Source organism: Paenibacillus massiliensis subsp. panacisoli DSM 21345 (genome assembly GCF_000426545.1).
GTDB lineage: Bacteria > Bacillota > Bacilli > Paenibacillales > Paenibacillaceae > Paenibacillus > Paenibacillus panacisoli.
The window spans coordinates 256,646-274,438 of the sequence record NZ_AUFO01000011.1 but is presented as its reverse complement, the minus strand read 5'-3'; the positions used below and the strand labels follow the sequence as shown (position 1 = coordinate 274,438).

General features: G+C 48.7%; 27 protein-coding genes. 2 read left to right on the top strand and 25 right to left on the bottom strand.

What is annotated here, in order from left to right; genetic code table 11:
• Positions 1-79: 79 nt before the first annotated feature.
• The 13 genes from K331_RS0111040 to terS form a co-directional block, all read right to left on the bottom strand.
• Entirely contained in the window at positions 80-331 is a 252-nt protein-coding gene (locus K331_RS0111040; protein ID WP_028590357.1) for a hypothetical protein, read from the bottom strand.
• Entirely contained in the window at positions 321-860 is a 540-nt protein-coding gene (locus K331_RS0111035; RefSeq protein ID WP_028590356.1) for a hypothetical protein, read from the bottom strand. The genes K331_RS0111040 and K331_RS0111035 overlap by 11 nt, the downstream gene beginning before the upstream one ends.
• On the bottom strand, positions 861-1,679 hold the full coding sequence (locus K331_RS0111030; protein ID WP_028590355.1) for a hypothetical protein: 819 nt from the start codon (positions 1,677-1,679) through the stop codon (positions 861-863).
• Entirely contained in the window at positions 1,654-2,397 is a 744-nt protein-coding gene (locus tag K331_RS0111025) for a hypothetical protein (RefSeq protein ID WP_028590354.1), read from the bottom strand. Before K331_RS0111025 ends, K331_RS0111030 begins: the two co-directional genes overlap by 26 nt.
• The gene (locus tag K331_RS0111020; protein WP_156897644.1) at positions 2,397-3,098 is read right to left on the bottom strand and encodes a hypothetical protein; all 702 of its coding nucleotides are present in this window, start codon (positions 3,096-3,098) and stop codon (positions 2,397-2,399) included. The genes K331_RS0111025 and K331_RS0111020 overlap by 1 nt, the downstream gene beginning before the upstream one ends.
• A 182-nt stretch (positions 3,099-3,280) precedes the next feature.
• Positions 3,281-3,592 (bottom strand): hypothetical protein, encoded by a 312-nt coding sequence (locus K331_RS0111015; RefSeq protein WP_028590352.1) that lies wholly within the window; start codon positions 3,590-3,592, stop codon positions 3,281-3,283.
• Positions 3,593-3,648: 56 nt separating this feature from the next.
• Entirely contained in the window at positions 3,649-5,091 is a 1,443-nt protein-coding gene (locus tag K331_RS0111010; protein WP_156897643.1) for a hypothetical protein, read from the bottom strand.
• Positions 5,092-5,144: 53 nt separating this feature from the next.
• Positions 5,145-6,089, bottom strand: a complete 945-nt coding sequence (locus tag K331_RS0111005; RefSeq protein ID WP_028590350.1) for a hypothetical protein — start codon at positions 6,087-6,089, stop codon at positions 5,145-5,147.
• A 17-nt stretch (positions 6,090-6,106) separates the two neighbouring features.
• On the bottom strand, positions 6,107-6,319 hold the full coding sequence (locus tag K331_RS29335; RefSeq protein ID WP_036634665.1) for a hypothetical protein: 213 nt from the start codon (positions 6,317-6,319) through the stop codon (positions 6,107-6,109).
• Between the two features lie 68 nt (positions 6,320-6,387).
• A complete protein-coding gene (locus tag K331_RS0110995) occupies positions 6,388-7,452 on the bottom strand; it encodes a hypothetical protein (RefSeq protein ID WP_156897642.1) in 1,065 nt (354 codons plus the stop codon).
• Positions 7,437-8,927, bottom strand: coding sequence for a phage portal protein (locus K331_RS0110990; protein ID WP_028590348.1), 1,491 nt, complete (start codon positions 8,925-8,927; stop codon positions 7,437-7,439). Before K331_RS0110990 ends, K331_RS0110995 begins: the two co-directional genes overlap by 16 nt.
• A gap of 18 nt (positions 8,928-8,945) precedes the next feature.
• Positions 8,946-10,223, bottom strand: coding sequence for a PBSX family phage terminase large subunit (locus K331_RS29330; protein WP_036634662.1), 1,278 nt, complete (start codon positions 10,221-10,223; stop codon positions 8,946-8,948).
• Positions 10,204-11,091: a phage terminase small subunit gene (terS, locus tag K331_RS29325; RefSeq protein WP_084165449.1), complete on the bottom strand. Its 888-nt coding sequence runs from the start codon at positions 11,089-11,091 to the stop codon at positions 10,204-10,206. The genes K331_RS29330 and terS overlap by 20 nt, the downstream gene beginning before the upstream one ends.
• A gap of 85 nt (positions 11,092-11,176) precedes the next feature.
• Here terS and K331_RS0110975 point away from each other — a divergent pair, with 85 nt between their 5' ends.
• The gene (locus K331_RS0110975) at positions 11,177-11,824 is read left to right on the top strand and encodes a DUF4145 domain-containing protein (RefSeq protein WP_028590347.1); all 648 of its coding nucleotides are present in this window, start codon (positions 11,177-11,179) and stop codon (positions 11,822-11,824) included.
• On the opposite strand, the gene K331_RS0110970 is transcribed toward K331_RS0110975, so the two are convergent.
• The 12 genes from K331_RS0110970 to K331_RS0110915 form a co-directional block, all read right to left on the bottom strand.
• Entirely contained in the window at positions 11,821-12,036 is a 216-nt protein-coding gene (locus tag K331_RS0110970; protein ID WP_028590346.1) for a hypothetical protein, read from the bottom strand. The two genes, K331_RS0110975 and K331_RS0110970, sit on opposite strands and share 4 nt — an antisense overlap.
• Before the next feature lie 777 nt (positions 12,037-12,813).
• A complete protein-coding gene (locus tag K331_RS0110965; protein ID WP_028590345.1) occupies positions 12,814-13,164 on the bottom strand; it encodes a hypothetical protein in 351 nt (116 codons plus the stop codon).
• Between the two features lie 244 nt (positions 13,165-13,408).
• The gene (locus K331_RS0110960; protein WP_028590344.1) at positions 13,409-13,600 is read right to left on the bottom strand and encodes a hypothetical protein; all 192 of its coding nucleotides are present in this window, start codon (positions 13,598-13,600) and stop codon (positions 13,409-13,411) included.
• Positions 13,601-14,280: 680 nt separating this feature from the next.
• Positions 14,281-14,766, bottom strand: coding sequence for a hypothetical protein (locus K331_RS0110955; protein WP_036634654.1), 486 nt, complete (start codon positions 14,764-14,766; stop codon positions 14,281-14,283).
• A 99-nt stretch (positions 14,767-14,865) separates the two neighbouring features.
• On the bottom strand, positions 14,866-14,991 hold the full coding sequence (locus K331_RS32950) for a hypothetical protein (RefSeq protein WP_264177750.1): 126 nt from the start codon (positions 14,989-14,991) through the stop codon (positions 14,866-14,868).
• A gap of 2 nt (positions 14,992-14,993) precedes the next feature.
• Complete coding sequence (locus K331_RS0110945) at positions 14,994-15,173, bottom strand: hypothetical protein (protein ID WP_028590342.1); 180 nt, start codon at positions 15,171-15,173, stop codon at positions 14,994-14,996.
• Entirely contained in the window at positions 15,170-15,535 is a 366-nt protein-coding gene (locus K331_RS29320) for a LexA family protein (RefSeq protein ID WP_028590341.1), read from the bottom strand. The genes K331_RS0110945 and K331_RS29320 overlap by 4 nt, the downstream gene beginning before the upstream one ends.
• A complete protein-coding gene (locus tag K331_RS0110935; RefSeq protein ID WP_028590340.1) occupies positions 15,532-15,903 on the bottom strand; it encodes a hypothetical protein in 372 nt (123 codons plus the stop codon). Before K331_RS0110935 ends, K331_RS29320 begins: the two co-directional genes overlap by 4 nt.
• Positions 15,900-16,385 (bottom strand): ASCH domain-containing protein, encoded by a 486-nt coding sequence (locus K331_RS0110930; protein WP_028590339.1) that lies wholly within the window; start codon positions 16,383-16,385, stop codon positions 15,900-15,902. The genes K331_RS0110935 and K331_RS0110930 overlap by 4 nt, the downstream gene beginning before the upstream one ends.
• 17 nt (positions 16,386-16,402) lie before the next feature.
• On the bottom strand, positions 16,403-16,774 hold the full coding sequence (locus tag K331_RS0110925; RefSeq protein ID WP_028590338.1) for a hypothetical protein: 372 nt from the start codon (positions 16,772-16,774) through the stop codon (positions 16,403-16,405).
• On the bottom strand, positions 16,767-17,075 hold the full coding sequence (locus K331_RS0110920; protein WP_028590337.1) for a VVA0879 family protein: 309 nt from the start codon (positions 17,073-17,075) through the stop codon (positions 16,767-16,769). The genes K331_RS0110925 and K331_RS0110920 overlap by 8 nt, the downstream gene beginning before the upstream one ends.
• On the bottom strand, positions 17,072-17,332 hold the full coding sequence (locus K331_RS0110915; protein ID WP_028590336.1) for a hypothetical protein: 261 nt from the start codon (positions 17,330-17,332) through the stop codon (positions 17,072-17,074). Before K331_RS0110915 ends, K331_RS0110920 begins: the two co-directional genes overlap by 4 nt.
• 230 nt (positions 17,333-17,562) lie before the next feature.
• On the opposite strand from K331_RS0110915, the gene K331_RS0110910 reads away from it, so the two are divergent.
• A complete protein-coding gene (locus tag K331_RS0110910) occupies positions 17,563-17,787 on the top strand; it encodes a hypothetical protein (protein WP_028590335.1) in 225 nt (74 codons plus the stop codon).
• The last annotated feature ends 6 nt before the right edge of the window (positions 17,788-17,793 follow it).

Genomic DNA, 17,793 nt, shown 5'->3' with positions numbered 1-17,793 from the left:
CGAATCCACGACTGAATAAGCCCCCGGACGCTTGATGGTGGCTCCTCCAAAAGAAATATTAATGCTCATGGGTTACCTCCTATTTGTATTGTGCTTGGGACTGTCGTTTTAAGGCTTCAGCCCACTGCTCATCGGTCTTGTCCTTCGATAGATCAGGGTTAAAACGTGCTTCGTATCTAAAGCTGGCCACCAATCCCATATGGACCTTGACGCGGGACAGATAATCTTCCAATGATACCTCTGCAGCAGCAGCCTTCCCTTTCTGTAGTCCAGGCCTGGCTCCAGTTCCCTGAGTAGATGAAGCCTGCTCATTATTATTTTCATCCGCCAATTCGTACACCTCCCCTCACTGTGAATCCGCTGATTGCCTCGACGCGCTCAGTTACTTGTACATCAAGCGGATTAATATATGAAACGATAATACTCGCCCAGTAGACCGGGAAAGGGGCTACTTGCCCGGTAAAGTCGCTCTCATCCTTTCCTGACTCCATGCTGAAGCTGAGCAAACCTTTTTCTACTGCTACTGGACGAAACAACATAAGCAATGCCTTGAGTATCTTATAGGCCCGTTCTCGCTCGTCCGCATTGGTATGCCAAATACGCACTTCCATTGATTCCTGAAAGTGCGTGCTGTGGATCTCACTATATTGGAGGGCGTCTCGGTCAAAGTCATCTCCCCCAAAGTCACCCAATATATGAGCTACTTCGCTGTCTGATACTCGATTGATGCCCACACAAGGCAATTCCGCTTCTGTCTGTGGATCAGCCTTAAAGACATTCATTCTAACATTATTCTGTTTGAACCCAGCTTTGAGGAATTGAACCAATTCCTCCTTGACATCAACACTATGAAATTCCAATCAATCGCCTCCTAAGCCCATAGCGGCCAAGTCTTGCTGGAATCCCTGCAAGATCATCTCCTGCACCTGTTCACGTGTATTTTCGAGCACTGCATCGCGGATCGGCTTCGGCTTGATCGCAGGACGCATCCAGCTCTTAGGGCTTGAGTTTTCGGATAGTCGCCGGAAAGTAAGATACTGCTCTTGTCCAGGACGCCCTATCTTCACCAGGCCTTGATATTTACCAGCCTTCCAGCTGTATCCTGCGCCTGGATGCGCGCCCGCGTGGCTCCGCTTGCCTGTCTCGTCCTTTTGAATCCGTCCACCCCATGAATAGGTGCGGGTCGGCAACGGAGCTGTCACACGGCTGAATTGTAGTTGCTTCGCTTGTGCATGTATCGACTTCGGCATAGCGGCCATTGTCCCGGTTCTTGGTGCGCCGTGGCGAAAAGGAACTGTGATATACTTTTTCCCTTTTGCTCCAGTTTTGGCCTTCGGTGAAGCCAAAAGGGCAGGCTTCATGTCCTTTGCTTCTTGGCCATCCTCAATAGCAGCGCCATGAGGTGACGTTGTGAACACTTCCCCGGTCAGATCATCGGGAAAACGTAGTCCAGCCTGGATGCTGCGAACGTAATCGCCCGTCTGCACACCGACACGGAAACTGCCACCGCTAAAGCTTACTCGCGCGCCTGACGCGTACTGTATCCACGTCTGCTGAATCAAGTCCATCGTTGCAGCTTGGACAGCAGCTCGCGTATATGGCAACCGACGGTGCCTTGAGAGATTGGCAAGGATGTTATCAAGAGCTGGCAACTCAGCCTGTATCGACACCTTGCTCATGCAGCACACCTCCAGGGTAGTAACGAAGTACCACCGTCCGGGGCAAATCCTGATTATTCTGATGGCGCGGGCGAGGCAATACTGCGTAAACGGTATACACAGGACGATGCATGTACATGACACTGTATTGCGCCCCTGCTGGCGGTTGATTGCCCTTCCAGACGATTGTAGCCCCTTCCACCTCATAATCCTCCCCGGCAGCATACAGTGTCGTTGTGACGGCGTCAGGGTCATGCATACGGATAGATAGCACCTGCGTAACCTTGGGATTCAGCAGCGTATCCGCTGGTCGTCCGTGAAGCTCCGTGTCCCGCATGAGCACTTCGGAAGTCTTCACTTCGTCATCAGTCAAGGTAACGATATCCCCAGCTCCAATATTAAACATAGGAACTGGTTCCCAACCAGAACGATCAAATCCGCCTTCAGGCGTGCGCAGTAACATATTGGCTGGCACGCTCATCAAGGCGTCTCCGACCTCAAACATACCTGCATAGGCCAGGTAGTCCTTGGTTGTGGTTACGCTTTGTACAAGAGCACGGCAGGTAAGGGCTGGCTCATAAACAAAGCTTGTGCCGCCGCAAATCGGACAACCATATCTCGGCTGTCCGCTGTCCAAGTTAATGCAGGAGCACCGAACAGATTCCTGCCACAGCACATCTCGGCCATGGCGGGCGATCAGATCCTCGAATTTCTGTCCATTGATTTGAACACTAGTCATCAAATCCCTCCCATTGTAAGCCCGCGCATCTTGGTTCTTGCGCCGCCAACTTTAGGATCAAAGAAATTGTCAACCTCCTGCTGCAACTGCTTGATATGGGCTGAATATGTGGTGCTCGTCGCTGATGCAGTCGTCTGGACTGACTCGACCACTCCATCCAATGACAATGAGTAGTTTGCAACCCCTGCCAAAACAGCGGTGCCCGCTACGCCAAGCGTTGTGACCGCCGCCTGCTTACCTACTACGGCTCGGATGTCTTCCGTTAGCTGATCCTTAGTCAAACCAGCGGTGTAGTCAACGTGGAATACTTGTGGCGTCTTAGATAGTAACGGAGCTGCAAATGGAGCCGTGCTGTATCCTGATGGGTAGCCACCAAGCATAGGCGCCCCCACGCCCTTGCTGACCACATGCAATTGCCCTGATTTTTTGTACAGCTTTATCCAACCGGGATAATGCATAAAGTCAATGTTGACCTGGCCTCCATAGGCAACCAGTTTAAATTCCGTCAATCCACTAACATATCGCTGTCGGAGCTGGATGAAGCCGAAATTCTGCCAACGCTGCGCATCGTAATCGTACGGCGGTTCTTCGATCTCATAATCTTCACCTTGCTCCAGTCCTCGCGACTCGGCATTACAACGAATGACGGTGGGCTTGAGAAAGATACCAAGCTGCCGCTCAGTATTCTTAACAGCAGCCATCAGGAATCCTAGTATGTCCTGGTCGTCCATCGGCTGGCCGTATTGGTCAGTGAGGGGGAGCCCGAAGCACCACCGCCGTCGGACTTCGGCTGGCGTAGGCAACCCCACGGGGGAAGTGTAGGTGATTTCCCCCGTACCCATGTCCTCATGCGATTCATAGTACGGGATGATTGGCATACTCATTACTCTGCTGCAGCAGGAGGATTAGAAGGAGTTGGAGTCTGATTTGCTGGAGAAGCGGCTTGCTTGCCCTTGGTCGTCTCCTTTTTCTCCTTCTCAGGATCTAGAGCATTCTTATCCTTTTCGGACTGCGGTGGGTCTGGTTCCTTAGTCTTTTTCTCGCATTCCACATACCCGGGAATACTCAACAACACTTCCCCAATGATCTCGTCTACTTCCGCCACGCCACGCTTGTCAAAATGAACAACCTCGTCAAGCACAACAATGTCCAATGGGTACTCGCCTTGCGTTTTGCGAATCACCATATCGCTCATATATTTCATCTCCTTTGAAATTGAATGCAAAAAGAGAGGGATTGTCCCTCTCTTTACTAATTTGCGTGTACTGGACGGATGGTGCCGTAGCTCTCGGCTCCGTAACTTGGATCGTACAGTTCGCGGTTGCTGTTCACGCCCAACTTCCCGACATTTTTGAATACCACAATGCGTCGTGGATTGTAGACCTGCAACATACCAAACAGCAAGATCATGAACTTGCTGGTCGTATCAACCAAACCGAGCGGAACGCGCATGAGATCAGCCAACTTTTTGAAGGCCAACACATCGTCAGGGTCATTATCGATCAAGAAGCAATACTCCGTGCCTGGGATATCCTCGCCGTTATCAACCAATACCTGATTTGTACCAGCTCCCGCATCTGTGAATTCAGTCATGAACTCTGCACGTTGCGGATCGGAGTAGTAGCCGCGGTACACTTTATAACTCTTGGCTTCCAGCTTAGGATCTCCGTGAAGGACACGAGGTATTGTGATCTCCACTTTCTGGCCCGCTGCCACGGCAACAGCCCCAGTAGAAACAGGAGCAGATTCGCCCGATACGCCCTTAGAGCTGATGAAGTAGAAATAAGTTCCTGCTTCGAGTTTGGATGTAGAGTCTTCCTTCACTTCTGCCGCAGCCGTTGCAGGCGCAGCAGGGGAATCTTTCTGACTAACTTGTTTCGGTGCCCCCTCTGACTTAAGGAAGCGATCAGCAACGAAGTCGATATTAGCAGCATTTGCAGCATATCCGCGTACAGGCTGGCCCATCCGAACGTTGCTGCCAATATCAACGATCCGCTGCCGGCCTGCAGGGCCGACAAACAGCTTGGAGAAGTCTTTGTGGACCTGATTGGTCAGATACAATTGCAACAAGGCGCTACCGAGGTTATCACTGATAATGGTAGCTGCATCTTCTAAGATTTCCTCGCTTAGCGGATTACCACGCATATCAATGATATGCTGAGTGGCATATGGCTTTCCGATTACAAATTTCTTCACCTGCGCCAAAACGCCATCAATGGCAAGAGGATTCTTGCTGCTGTCCCCAAAGTATAGATTTTTGTTGAGTTGTTGAAGCAACCACATAGTACCGTTTCGTGTCTCTGCAGCTACGGCGTCTCCCACTCCGACGGTATTAACCAGTTGTGCTGGAAGAGTTACCCCACGGGTCACACCCATAAATTTGACTAACCCGGCCTGACGGATATAGTTACTATCACGTTCAATTGGACGACCGCCCTCAACGATGAATGGATCCCCATCGCTGCCATAGGAATCAAGCACGTTGAATTCTTCTGTCGTGCCGCCTGCACCCTTCTTACCGATGTTTTTCCAGAGACTGAGGTGTTCTTCTTTGGCCGTCACGACACGGAGAGTCGTCTCAAGCGATTGCGGTTGAATCGCTGACATGTCGCCGTATACTCCTGGTGCGTAAGCTGCTCCTGGTCCACCTGTCCCCATTGCTTTGACCAATGCTTCAAGGTCTTGCTGCGTCATTTGGCCGAAGCCATCTGGTAAATTCGTGAAATCCATGCTTTAGTCCCCCTCTCTTAAAGCCCCAATCGTGTCTTGACGGTAGCTGGCAGTGCCAAGCGATCCAGCGGAGTACCTGTTTCAAAGCGAATAACCTCAGTGCCGGACAACTCGCCTGCCTCGAAGGACTTTTCCAGAACGCCTAGCACTTCTTGTCTGGTCATTTCCTTGCCGCCTTCTGGACGTGTAATCGTGGTAAGGTCTCGTTGACCCAAGACGCTCTGACGTTGCTGAGGTTGATTCAAGGACTTGCGCAGCTCCACATTCTCTGCACTGAGAGTGTCCAGCTTTGTCTCAAGCGATTTGATAATTGCCGAATCTTCGCCTTGCTTTTTGATGAGCAGTGTAAGCGATTTTTCTAATCCACCCAACTGTGCGCTAATGTCATGCGTGCCTTGTGGTTGTTGCTGTTGATTGTCTGCCATAGTTAATCCATCTCCCTTAGTAAATGATTTGACCAGTTCCGCATAGGTCATGGTGTTGACCGGGTTCATAGTGAGTACCACGTTCCGCAGAACCGACTTAATGATTTTCCCTGTTTGGCGGTCACGTTCGACAACGCCGCCCTCGATGCTCCAACCGACCGAGCGACTGCTCTGCGATTTTTGTAAGTCTTCGATCGCCACCACTGCTTGCATGGCAAGGTCACGATTAGCAAAAAGACGTCCTTTGACAAAGACGCCATTAACCGATTTGTGTAACGTCGGGTGTTCAAATTGCCCAATTTTGACTTCAACCGGCTCCCCGATAAATTGATTCGGAGCATTTCCGTGCTCCCACTTGATCCAACCTTTATCAAGAAAGTAGGATGTGTCCATCCCTTCTGGGGAAATGCTGTCGTCTTGCTCGTCTGTATCATCGCTTGAGATGACGCCTTGAACGATGTAGTCACCAGCTGCATCCACCTCTACGGACTTTTCCAGTGGGACGAACAAGCGAAATGTGTCCTGAATTTCTTCCAACCCCGTTCACTCCTTCCTTATACCCGTGGCGGCCAATCCCACTGTCCGCCCTGCTGACCCTGCTTGACGTTCTGGTTGAAGAACATACCTGTGGGATTGAGCACACATAGATGCACGGTAGTATCATTAACAACTCCTGTAATTACGGCTGCGCGTGCTTCGCTTGCATATTCTCCACCAGGAGTGCCGTAACTGAAGTAATGCACCGTACGTCCTACTGTCGGTTTCATCTGAAAATCACCCCCCTCCCCATAAAAAAAAGCACCCTCGATGAGTGCCGTCCTCAGTCTGATTCTGTTTAGTTCGCTCGCTTAATGCGTATCCACCGATGGCGGCAGTGCGGATGCAACGGGCAGCAGGGCCACCACTCGGTAACCTTGCGCCCGATATTGGACTTGCCTGGCCAGATGTATTTATAGCCATCGTCCATAGGCCCGTCAGATACGATAAAGGTTTTTTCTTCAAGCAGTTTCTGACAATGCGGACAAGCACCAGGAACCGTAGCTACCTGTATCTCGTCACCTGGTTCCAACGCTGCCAGATAAGCGTCGTTTGCCGCCATAGCCAGCTCGGTAATGGCAACCCGGCGCCAGTCCCTGTTCTGATCTCCATATGAATCAAAAAAAGCCTGGGATAGTTTGTTGGCTCCCCAGCGCTCCTTTTGAGCTTGAATAATCAGTTCCTTTGCCCCAGCACGATGGTTATCCGAAATTTGGCTGACCTTTTCAGCGGCATGGGCGACTGACTGTTCAATGCCCCGCAATTCTTGTGAAGTCAAAGACGGGATTTCATTGTCCAGCAGCGGATAAGGTTCTTTTTCGGCTGCTTTTAATGATGTTGGAAGCTGCTGTAACATGGACGCCACTTGAAGCAGATCCTGATCAAGTACCCTGCCTACCAATCCTGCTTGAACCATGAATTTCTCAGCTACTTTGTCAATGCCTTCGTAATTAGCACGGATATTCTGGTCCACTTTACGGATCAAGTCCAGGGGGGCGTCGCTCCCATATTTTAAGGTTTTAGTTGTTCCTTTAGATCGCATCTCCTTGACCATATCACTAATGCGGCGCTTGTCCCCAGGCCCCTTTTGCAGATCATCGACAGGCAACCCTAACAAGACTATGACCGACGCCAGCATGCGTTGTCCCTTGTTGTCCAACTCGCTGTAGAAGCCATCCTCAAGGGCCGCGATTAGCGGATCATCGGAGGAATCCCACATGCTGCGCCCACCCTGGGGACGTTCTGGCTTTATGTCTAGCGCCTTAGTTATTGTTTCAATGATCTGACGGCGATCGGCCAGCGGGAATGATCTAACCTCGGGAGGCAATCTGATCTGCAGCTTCGACATCAGTATCCCTCCCAAGAAATATCAATCTCTAGAGATTTTTTCAAAGGCTTATCCTCCGTCTTGCTCGCCAGGTCTTCGTTATCGTCATCCGTTTTTTCAAGCGGCTGAGGTTCTTCTTGAGCTTGCGGCTGCTGTTCAGCTATGTACGCCTGAATCAGCACGGAATTGGCTGGCGCATTCATCCACGTTGCTTCTGGCGGCACTTCCTGCCCCCGCTGCTTCCGCACCTCAGCAACTGTAGTTAGCCCCATCTCCATGTCATCCTTCAAGCGTTGCGCCTTCCGCTCTTCTTCTTCCTCGTCCAGCCCAGACCAGTAAAGAGCGAATTCCGGGGCGATCAGATCAAGAATATTTGCGTTGAACCCATCGGAAAGAAAATGCATTAACGGCACGAAGCCCTTATCCTTACTCCCGTCCATTTTCTCGGCGGTGTTATCAGACTGGCTCATGCTCTTTCCGCTGGTCCAGCTCTTAAATCCAACCTCGTTCGGATCGATCTGATAGACAGCACAGGCCAGGTTGAACAAGAATTCAAGAAATTCATTGAATTGCATGTCCTGGTTGGAAGACTTGAACGGCGTGAACTTAAACCCGTTCCCTTCTTCCATTGCCATGACCGGAACTGTCCACTTTCCTTGAGCGCCTTCGGTCAGCGTCTTCCAGTGTCGGCTGAATGCCTCGATGTCCTCTTCTTCATACTTACCGATGACTTCTAGTACACCCTGAGGCAACGAATTGAAAGAGAAATACGACGTGTTGTACTTGACTCCGTTGACAATGCCTGTCACGATCTCGACAAGCGTCTCCAGCTCAGAAAATCCGAAATCAGCATAGGCAATGTCTGTCCGAGGATTACGGATCAAATAGGCCAGCTCCTGCCGGGAATACTCTGCGGTTATACGCCCGTCCACACGTTGTATGTAGGCGATTTGCGCAGCAGCTCCGTTGGTCACTGACTGGTACGATGTTGGCTGATAAATCTCTGAAATAGGAGAGGTAGGCAGCAATTCAATAGTGGCCGCATCAACCGCAAACATATCCGTAATCTGACCACCGCGTGTAAATACATTTTCCCAAGCGATTGCGTCTAGTGTCAGACTATCGCGTGTGATCTTACGCAAGAACTGATTGAAGTTGTCTTTACGCTCTAGGTTTCCCCAGCTCCCCGTCCGAAGGAAGAATTCCTCCAACTCAAAGGCTCGCGCTTGTGCTGCGCGGCTCATAGACTGCTTCGGGTTTTTGAAGCCGATCCGAAAGCCAAGATCTCCCTCGTATCGGGGGCGCCGTGCAAAGCGTGCCACCTGGTTAAGCCGTGTATTGATAATTGCGGCGATAGCAGGCACACGCGCCATCTGCCGCAGCACAGAAAACGGCAGCAAAGAAGGCTTGGTTCGCGTGCCGCCCATGCCGGAATATTGATACGGTAGGATGACCGCCGATTTTGCTTTTGCCTGCGGTTGCTGCGCTCCAACCATTCCTGTATTTGCCAAAGATGTTCACCTCCCCACTTACGTAATAAGCATGGAACGGCGCGGTTTGCCAAAGATGGCATATACCACATAACGCAGCGCATCCATTGCATGGTCATGTTTCTTGATAGGCTTATCTTCGCCGCGCTGGGCGGCTTTTTCGTCCCATATATAACTCTGGAATTCTTTCAGGGTTTCCTTGCATTTTGCAGACACAAAAAGCCGTAGCTCTTTTAAAGCTACGGACACAGATTCGATACCAGGCAGCACACTGTTGTCAGCTTCTTCGATGCGACGCACACCCAACTTCTTCAATTCGGTGATAAACCCTTTTGCCGATGGATCGATGAATATTTTCTTCACATCTACACCAGCTATAAATTTAACAAAATCACTTGCGTAATCGGAAGGTGCACGGGACTCCTCCGGATCGGAATGATAGTATTCCTTCACGATATACAGTTGGCCATCCTTTTCGCCCAGTAGCAGGAACACCGTCGCGTTGGTGTGCCCGTAATCGACACCCACATAAAATTTGTTGTATTCCGCAGGCATATCCGAAGGCTTCAATTCGTGCTTGTCTCGCTCGAATAGGTTATAGATAACACCTTCGGCCATAACCCATAGGCCAAGAATGTAGCGCTGATAAAATATCCCAACAAATCTACGGCGATACCTTTCCCGCACTTTCTCAGATAGTGATAAGTTATCTTCCATTGTGAAGTGGAGATGTACGGCACGCTGTTCCACCAATTTGTCCAACCACTCCAACTTGAACCAATGATACGGTCCGGCTGGGTTGCAGTTAAACCAAAGCTTTGCAGATTCGATGGAGCAACGAGCCGTTGCTTGGTCTACGAAGGACTTGGGCATAAGCGCGACTTCATCAAAAAACATACCTGCCAGTGTGATACCTTGTATCAAATCTTGCGAACGCTCATCTTTACCACCAAAGAGGAAAAACTGATTGCTTATCAGTCCTCGGGAAATCGTCAAGACATTATCTGTTTTATTGTCGTGTACCTGGTAGCCTCTACTAGCCAGCATTCGCTTGAGCGGACCCACAACGTTACGCCGTAGCGCCCCGATCGTCTTGCCTGCCATACCGAACTGCTCACCACGAAACGTCTCCGTTGCCCAAACGATGTAACTAAATGACATAGCCACCGTCTTACCAGCACGAACTGATCCGTCACAAATGATCGCATCCATATCATGGTGAGGGAACTCTGGCATCCACCAAGTCAGGACTTGTATTTGCTTGTCGGAGAACGGCTTCCACTTGAACGTGGAGGGTTTAAGCTTGAGAGTTGCCATCTTTAGCCCACACCTCCGCAGCTCGTCTCCTTAACGCTTCGATAAAGCCGTCATCCTCGATCTTATCTGGTTCAGAACCACCCTGTTTGATCATCAGTTCATGCTTCAGCATCTTGATTCGTACCCGCTTCTCTTCATCCTGCAGACGAGCCTTCAGCTCAATTGCCTTGAGCTTCTTGTCCTGGACTCGGGTCAGTGCTTCTTCAAGGGATATGATGTCATCGATCACCCGGAATGTCTTTTCCTCGACTTGCGATTCTACCAGCTCCGTGCGAGTGATAGGCACTGTCTTGGTGATGCCGGTCTTCTCATCGTGAACGGTCATGGCTTCCTTGATGGCTTTCAGCTCGTACAAGACACGCCGCTCCTGCTCAGTAAGGCCGTCAGTCAATCGCTTGATCCGCAGCAGCATACGCCGCTCACGCAGTCCGTACATCTGGATTGATTGATCCGTTTGAACCATAGGGTCCGTATCAATCTGTTCAATCAGTTCTTGTTCGTCATCTTCGAGGGCGTCCAGCCAGATCGTTTCGTACTCTCCGGTCGTGACGGCCTTCTTGTTGCGATACGGCCCACCCGGGCCGCCGCTGTTACCTTCCGCATTCTTATTCCCGGGCGGAGCGCCGCCCTTATTGCCAATAGCATTCTTGTTCCCTTTGGGCGCTCCACGTTTGGTAACGTTACTATTGGATTCATTGGTAACGTTACTATTCAGATCATCGGCCCACTTGTCCTGTGACTTCCATTTACGGACCTGAGTTTCACCAACAGAAAGAGCGGCAGCGATGTCTTTTAGCTTCATCGTCCCGCCGCTCTCCAGCCACATCAGTTTTGCCTTGTCCCGCTCGGGACTGCGCTCTCTGGCCATTACATATCACCCACCCCCATCAGAAGGTATTCAAAACTTATTGTAGAAATAGTTACTGTACATAATTAGAGAAAGGAAGAGAAGTATGGAAAGTAAGTACTATCCTCCGGTATTTGGTCAAGAGTCGTTTCATTGTCCATACTGCAATGTTTTCGCTAAGCAAACCTGGGGCAAAGTTGCTCATGATGTATTTAGATCTTTTAGTTTCCTGGAGGAGTTTAATGTTTCACGTTGTTCTCACTGCACTCAGTTCTCCCTCTGGAACAACGAAGTGTTAATAGTTCCAATGGCAATAAGTGCCCCGATGCCTCACACTGACATGCCAGAAACTATAATTAGTGACTACAGTGAAGCAAGAAGTATAGTTAGCCGATCCCCAAGAGGTGCTGCCGCACTCCTTCGTTTAGCATTACAGAAGCTAATGATTGAACTTGGGGAATCGGGCAAGGATATCAACAAAGACATTGGTTCTCTCGTCAGCAAAGGTCTACCCGAAGAAATTCAACAGGCATTAGATATAGTTCGCGTAGTTGGAAATGAGTCTGTGCACCCTGGTGAGCTTGATCTACGCGACAATCAGGAAGTTGCCCTACAGTTATTTGAACTAATAAACTTTATCATTGAAGAACGTATCTCTCGCAAGAAACGAATCTCGTCGCTATTCTCTACTCTCCCCGAAGGAAAACGAAAGGGGATTGAAGATCGAGATAAAGATAGAACCGTGACCACCTAAAGTTCATCCCGTTGCAACTTAATGTCCAATTCGATGAGCCGTTCCAGATCGGCGACAGTCTGCATTTGTATGTTCCCAGCCTGTAGATCCTTAACCCACTGAGCGATACCAGCCTTAACGATCTTACGGTATTGCTCTTTACTTTCTTGTATCCCTTCGATAACCGCGAGCTCATGTTGCAGTAACAAGTTGTCATTCTCAGATGTTCCCATTGTTGTTCCCCTCGGCTTCCATGTATTATTGGATGCGAGATAGCGGATGTTGTCGATAATGCCGTGCACGGCGGGCCGCTATCTCAGCCGGGGGATACCCTGGGTGATCAGGGGGACGTTACAGCGTCCTCCTTTTTAATTTTAATAAATTCGCGCAATTGACGGTTAATCACATTTGAACTCAAAATGGTGATGTTATATACGCCACAAACAAATCACCCAATTCAGTGGTCCGTTTTGCTAACGCTCCATCGCCTGACATCGTTACATGAAGGCTATCAATTCCTAAAAGACCCTGTCTATTAAGATCCTTTACAAGGAGGTCATAAAATGAACGTTTCCCATGAAGTTCTCTGAACGCTGATTCAAGAATTCTCGCAGGAGAACCCATCATTAAGTTAGGAGCCTGTCTATTATTATCTTCAAACCATTTTTCGGGACTTTGAAATAAGACTAACAGATGAATATGCCATGGCTTATAGCCGGATTGATCACAGGTGTTGTTGTTGCAATTGTGGTGGACACTGCTTCGAAGACTGTTAACACTATTAGATGAGCTACGGCTCATCTTTTTTTTGACGTGTCCATTTGAGTTGAGTTGGTTTCACCTGTGGGCATGGCTCAGATGCGTGTCCACGCTCACTCAGTTGCTGCTCTCAGCCGTTCTCTATGTTCATTCTTGTAATCGGACGCTAAGCGAGAAGACCGCTCAGGATGGCTCGTATTACGTCATATCACAGCAAATGAAAAAGCACCACGATGGGTGCTAAATGGAACCTAATTAATTTGATTTAACCGCACCCCGACTGCTTGATGAAGATAGTAAGCCTCAAGATATTCCTTAGATGGGGGTTCGTCTTCAAGCGCTTGCTTATCTTTCGCAAGCCGATCTTCTTCCTCTTTCTCTTCATTCAACTGACTTTCAAGCTCAACAGAAATTTTATTTTTCTCATGATTTGATTGAAATAACGCTAATCTAGTGATCGTTATTTTGAATCTTAATTCGATTAGCTTTTTGTCAACCTCTTCAATTTTTTTCTTGCTTCTACTCTTGATTTCATTCATTATCGATTGTAATTCTCGCTGGTATTGAATAAGAAAGTCTTTTTCTGCAGTATTATTCGACATCCTCACACCTCCCCTAACACCACTGTATAACGTGTCAGGGATATTTTACCTCTTTTGTACATTTTGGTCGAGAACAGAATTGCCTTCCTTCCCATCGTCCCCATACACAGCCTTTGCACTTCTCTGGCTGCTTCGGTTCAGGCGGCGGCTTCCGTTTACGTCTTCTTGCCACGGCGTTCACTCCTATTTCGGGCTGGTTCAGATCGCGAAGCTGTTATCCGGACGAACCAATTGATTATTCGTTTCACCATGGATATAAACACCCTTGGACCAATCCGCGCTCAGCTTCTGGATTTTCATTTGCCACAGCTTCAGCTGCCGAATCACAGAATGGGCAGATCAGATCCGCACCTTTTGATTTTTGTATGTTGGCGAGGAATGAACCGTTGCACTCTTCCTTGATACATTCGTATTTCTCCAGCAGTGGTTGTTCCATGTTATCGCTCCTTTGAATGCCAAAAAAAGCCGATCCATGAAGGAACGACTTTGGCTGATATATGTACGATTTTGGCTAAATAAATTACGTTTCTGGCATAAAAGATGCCACTATCTGCTGCTACTATAACGCCTTTAAAAGAATTGCGTCCGTAACGTCCGCAGTAAAATCGCTGCGCTCTTTACTAAGGGCATTGTACTTAGTAACAAGAGAGGAAGAACAAGACCATTTTACTGATGTTGCCAAAATCGAGTCAAAAGATACACCACCAATAATAAGCCATTCCCTTAACTCCAAGCCTATAAATCTCGCATTTGCTCACTCTTTTGATATTCTCCACAAAAAGGGTTATTCTGGAATTGAAGGGAGATGGTCATATTTTTAACCTATCAAAAAAAGAAGTAAGTGTCATTCTAGTTGTATTAGTTATTATTTTCAGTGTCTTCTGGTTCAAGGGTCTGTTCCATGCATTAGAAACTTTCCCTGAGCGAATGAATACATTCGGTAGCAGTTTTAGCAAATGAAGAAAGGCGAGAAGAGGAACGCCCCAGTCATGTGCCGCTTCGTGCGGCTGTGCGTTTCATTCTCGCCTGATTTCCACATTGCCATAATAACACGTAAAAATCGTCAAGTGGTCGTCATAATTCCCCGAAATCCCCCGCGTTTTACTCACTCTGTCGTCAGAATCTCTTCATAATTTCATCAAAGAACCCGGTGAGCTTGAGGGAATTCGCTATGCACCTGACTCCCTCAGTAATTCTCCGATCTACCGTGCTGGCAGCTTCCCCGCGACGAAGAAACATGATTGTCTCCTTACGGGTAAGTCCCTGAATGAAACGCAGGGCCACTACTTCCTTTACCTCTTCATCCAGAATCAATCTATATGCTTGCATAAGCATTGCCGAGATCTTCTTATACTGACCATACACCCATATTTGCTTTTCAGTGAGTATAACGGCATTAGCTGTCTTGTCGGCATGCGGATCGTCCTGATCGATGCGGCGAGCTGCTTCACCGTCTACAGCTACTTGTGCCATTTCGGCACGGTAATTCTCGAAGTCTTTCATAAAGAGGGTCATGTCCCTGAATTTTTTAAGGTAGAATTCTGTCTGTTTGATTTCTTGCTCGCTTGCTTCTGCAAAGAGCTCCCCTTGTCCCCATATCATCGCCACAATCCCTCATTCCCCTTTGTGCTATAATGTCAAGAGGAATGAGTTACCAACAACCATCCCCCGCCTGGCCGCCAAGCTCGCGGGGGATATTTTTTAGCCTGGAATGACTTCGCTGCAGAACTCTTCCCACTCAGCTTTACATTCCTCAATGCTCCAGCCTTCTACTAGTTCTGCGGGATAATCATAGTCCAGCAGCAACCTTCTATAATCCTTTTCCAAGACTACCACTCACCTCCCCTTCGAACATATTTGCCGCTCCCATTGACTTGCTTAGGAGCTGTGACCGATGTATGCCCTTTGTTCGGTGGAGCTGGCGGGTGCTCGGCCCCAATGTCCTTCAGGTGCCGTTCAAGTCTCTCCTTATCCCACACCGCTGTTTTCACTTCTCTATAATCCGTCATCGTATCACCCCGGACTCGATGCTCACCTGCAGCTCACTCAAAATCTTGTTGTGACTCGAGTCATTTGTCATTTGCTGCTGCAACCATCTGATGATCCCTGCCTTGCTGACAGTGCCAGTGGGTCCACCTTTATCCGTCAGTCTGAGTGTACGTGGACCGCTTCGTGTGTTGGTAAGGTAACCTTTTAAGATCAATCGTTCTACGATCCCGAAGGCGGTCGATACGCTCCCCATCATGAAATGGGAAGAGATATCCCGAATGCTTGGCGAATACCCGTTGTCTTCGATGTAGGTTTTTATGAAGTCATATACCTCCTGCTGCCGGCGACTGAGTGGCTGATCTGACTTTGCTACTGTACTCATGACTTTTCAGCCTCCTTGAGATGTAATAAGGTCACATACACTGCCTCCGCACGTTGTCTGTTCGTTGCTTGTAAGAATACGGCCACTCCCGAATATGAGAATAGGTCATTGTCGTAGTCCAACGGATCGGAATCGCTATCCCATTCAAGTAGCTTCGCTAGGTTAGTGCAGTATAAGCTTGCATCCGCCGCTAATGCTGCTGCCTGTAGCTCCAGAGAGAACGCAGGATCATTGCTATAGCGCTTAGGGTATGAAGAATATCCACCCTTGAGCACCAAACCCGGTCTATGCCTGTCCTCTTCTGCACCCAGCAGCACTTCGATAGCTATATTGAGTTGTTGGTCTGTCATCTGCCTTGGGTCGTTCATACCTCATCACCCTTCTCCCAATTCCACATTCCTTGCTGCCCCTTCGCCGGGATCGGCTCCGTGAGCTGAAGGACTTCTGCCATCTCCCAGGCGAAGCGACCGTCATCATAATTGCCGAAAAGGTACTCCTTGTTGTTCTCCACCTTTCCCGACCAGGTAATCGTCCGGGGATTGTTGTCTGCAGTAAGTTGGACGGGCGGTGTAACGAATTCACCCCAACCAGACAACCTGCTGATACTCCAGCACTCTTTTAAATCGCATATGGCCACCACAGCGCCAGTCGGCAGGTTGTCCACGGTGTAACCGTGCCGCGCCAATGCCGCTTTGATCTCTGGTACTTCACACGCTGCCCGGTCAATATGCTTTGCTGCGTGAATAGCTAGTGGCCCACGGTGATGCGTGCGGCGGGGCTTGGTCTCGTTCGTCTTTTCACCGACAGCTAGGAGCGTCGCCCAAGGCTGCCAAACTGTTACGGCCTTCATACATACCCCTCCTCTGCTTAAAAATGATTTCGAATTTTACATTGGGCACTTTCGTTGTGCTGTTTCCATTGCTTTGCAACTTCTCGATCTTTTTCGCTTACTTTTTCTGATGTAATCATGCGCTCGATGTTTCGTTCGTTCTTGCCTAATGCCCTCCATATTTCGGTTAGTTCTTCATCAGTAAAACTCACTTCCGTCGTTTGCGCTTCGATCATCATTGCAAGTTCGTGAGTTGGCAGATTTTTCAACACTCTCGCTATCTCCATCCAACTTTGAGCATCATTCTCCCGGAATTGATCCTTCATTTCTATATTTTTCAAATCCTTTTGAGCGGAATGACTGGCACCCGAATAAATGCTATTAATGTAATTTGCTAATTTTTCACTCATGACGTGTACCCCCTGCCTCAGCAAAATCAAACACTTCTACCTCTCGATCGTCTGCAAGTACGATACGACCTTTTCCCAGAGTGCCGAGAAAACCATATGCAGCCCAGTCGCATCCTTTATTTTCGACATGCCTACCAACACATGCTTGATAGACCTTATTCGCTCCGTCTTCTATATCACCAAAGTCAGCCGCGGTCTGCACATTGCCACACTTAGGGCAAATGAACGCCCATTTAGAAGGATCGCTGCCAAATCTCGCAATAGCTTCGGTTTTCCATTCAGTTAATGGTTGCTTAATCATTTAGCTTCATCTCCCTTTCCTACGACCATTTCAAGGTCGCATTTCTCGCCCATTGCCTTCGATGTGAACATCAAGCCCGTTCCCATAGCCTCCGTCATACCGATTAAGACTTGCGTCCGGTCTGGCTGTTCAAAATGACACACCATACCGCCAATGGCATGGGCCATGGTGTTCAAAACCTCCTGCAGTTCGCCGTAGTTCTTCGCTTGGTCCGTCATCTCCCCGATCTGACGAATAATCCCCAGATTGTCGATCATACATCTCCACTCCCTAATTCATATTTTTGTAACAGACTTGACAAATGCCGTTCAGATGTTGTGTAATGCAACCGCAAAATTCTCTCCCTTTCAAAAAAAAAGTTCTTGACAGGGCTTTTTGTCGAAAATGAGGTCTGCACATCGCCCTCTGCGCTCGCCTACCCTCACAAAGATTGAGTAATCAGTTTGGTATAATAGCGAGTAAGATAATTGAAAGGAGGAGCTTTCAAATGTATAAACTCTACTCAGGAAAGACTGTACTTGAAAGAATCAATGCTGGTCTTGCAATCAGCGACCCAGACGCAATTGCTGCAAAAGTGATTTTTGATAACTTTCAAAGTAATTGGAGTGGTGTAGCGAAAAATTGGAAAACCGGAATTGATACACACCTAGTCAGCAATTTGGGGAGCGCGGCTGCTAAATTCACTAAAACTAAACTCGTTGGAGCTAATTAGCCAGAT

What these genes read in the sequence shown, in the direction of transcription:
- K331_RS0110970 (WP_028590346.1), bottom strand. Translation starts at nt 12,036, where the DNA reads ATGGGAACATCTGAGAATGACAACTTGTTACTGCAACATGAGCTCGCG.
- K331_RS0110935 (WP_028590340.1), bottom strand. Translation starts at nt 15,903, where the DNA reads ATGAACGACCCAAGGCAGATGACAGACCAACAACTCAATATAGCTATC.
- K331_RS0111030 (WP_028590355.1), bottom strand. Translation starts at nt 1,679, where the DNA reads ATGAGCAAGGTGTCGATACAGGCTGAGTTGCCAGCTCTTGATAACATC.
- K331_RS29330 (WP_036634662.1), bottom strand. Translation starts at nt 10,223, where the DNA reads ATGGCAACTCTCAAGCTTAAACCCTCCACGTTCAAGTGGAAGCCGTTC.
- K331_RS0110925 (WP_028590338.1), bottom strand. Translation starts at nt 16,774, where the DNA reads ATGAGTGAAAAATTAGCAAATTACATTAATAGCATTTATTCGGGTGCC.
- K331_RS29335 (WP_036634665.1), bottom strand. Translation starts at nt 6,319, where the DNA reads ATGAAACCGACAGTAGGACGTACGGTGCATTACTTCAGTTACGGCACT.
- K331_RS0110910 (WP_028590335.1), top strand. Translation starts at nt 17,563, where the DNA reads ATGTATAAACTCTACTCAGGAAAGACTGTACTTGAAAGAATCAATGCT.
- K331_RS0111015 (WP_028590352.1), bottom strand. Translation starts at nt 3,592, where the DNA reads ATGAGCGATATGGTGATTCGCAAAACGCAAGGCGAGTACCCATTGGAC.
- K331_RS0110975 (WP_028590347.1), top strand. Translation starts at nt 11,177, where the DNA reads ATGGAAAGTAAGTACTATCCTCCGGTATTTGGTCAAGAGTCGTTTCAT.
- K331_RS0110955 (WP_036634654.1), bottom strand. Translation starts at nt 14,766, where the DNA reads ATGATATGGGGACAAGGGGAGCTCTTTGCAGAAGCAAGCGAGCAAGAA.
- K331_RS0111020 (WP_156897644.1), bottom strand. Translation starts at nt 3,098, where the DNA reads ATGGCTGCTGTTAAGAATACTGAGCGGCAGCTTGGTATCTTTCTCAAG.
- K331_RS0110930 (WP_028590339.1), bottom strand. Translation starts at nt 16,385, where the DNA reads ATGAAGGCCGTAACAGTTTGGCAGCCTTGGGCGACGCTCCTAGCTGTC.
- K331_RS0110920 (WP_028590337.1), bottom strand. Translation starts at nt 17,075, where the DNA reads ATGATTAAGCAACCATTAACTGAATGGAAAACCGAAGCTATTGCGAGA.
- K331_RS0110915 (WP_028590336.1), bottom strand. Translation starts at nt 17,332, where the DNA reads ATGATCGACAATCTGGGGATTATTCGTCAGATCGGGGAGATGACGGAC.
- K331_RS0110945 (WP_028590342.1), bottom strand. Translation starts at nt 15,173, where the DNA reads ATGACGGATTATAGAGAAGTGAAAACAGCGGTGTGGGATAAGGAGAGA.
- K331_RS0110960 (WP_028590344.1), bottom strand. Translation starts at nt 13,600, where the DNA reads ATGGAACAACCACTGCTGGAGAAATACGAATGTATCAAGGAAGAGTGC.
- K331_RS0111010 (WP_156897643.1), bottom strand. Translation starts at nt 5,091, where the DNA reads ATGACGCAGCAAGACCTTGAAGCATTGGTCAAAGCAATGGGGACAGGT.
- terS (WP_084165449.1), bottom strand. Translation starts at nt 11,091, where the DNA reads ATGGCCAGAGAGCGCAGTCCCGAGCGGGACAAGGCAAAACTGATGTGG.
- K331_RS0110965 (WP_028590345.1), bottom strand. Translation starts at nt 13,164, where the DNA reads ATGTCGAATAATACTGCAGAAAAAGACTTTCTTATTCAATACCAGCGA.
- K331_RS0111025 (WP_028590354.1), bottom strand. Translation starts at nt 2,397, where the DNA reads ATGACTAGTGTTCAAATCAATGGACAGAAATTCGAGGATCTGATCGCC.
- K331_RS29320 (WP_028590341.1), bottom strand. Translation starts at nt 15,535, where the DNA reads ATGAGTACAGTAGCAAAGTCAGATCAGCCACTCAGTCGCCGGCAGCAG.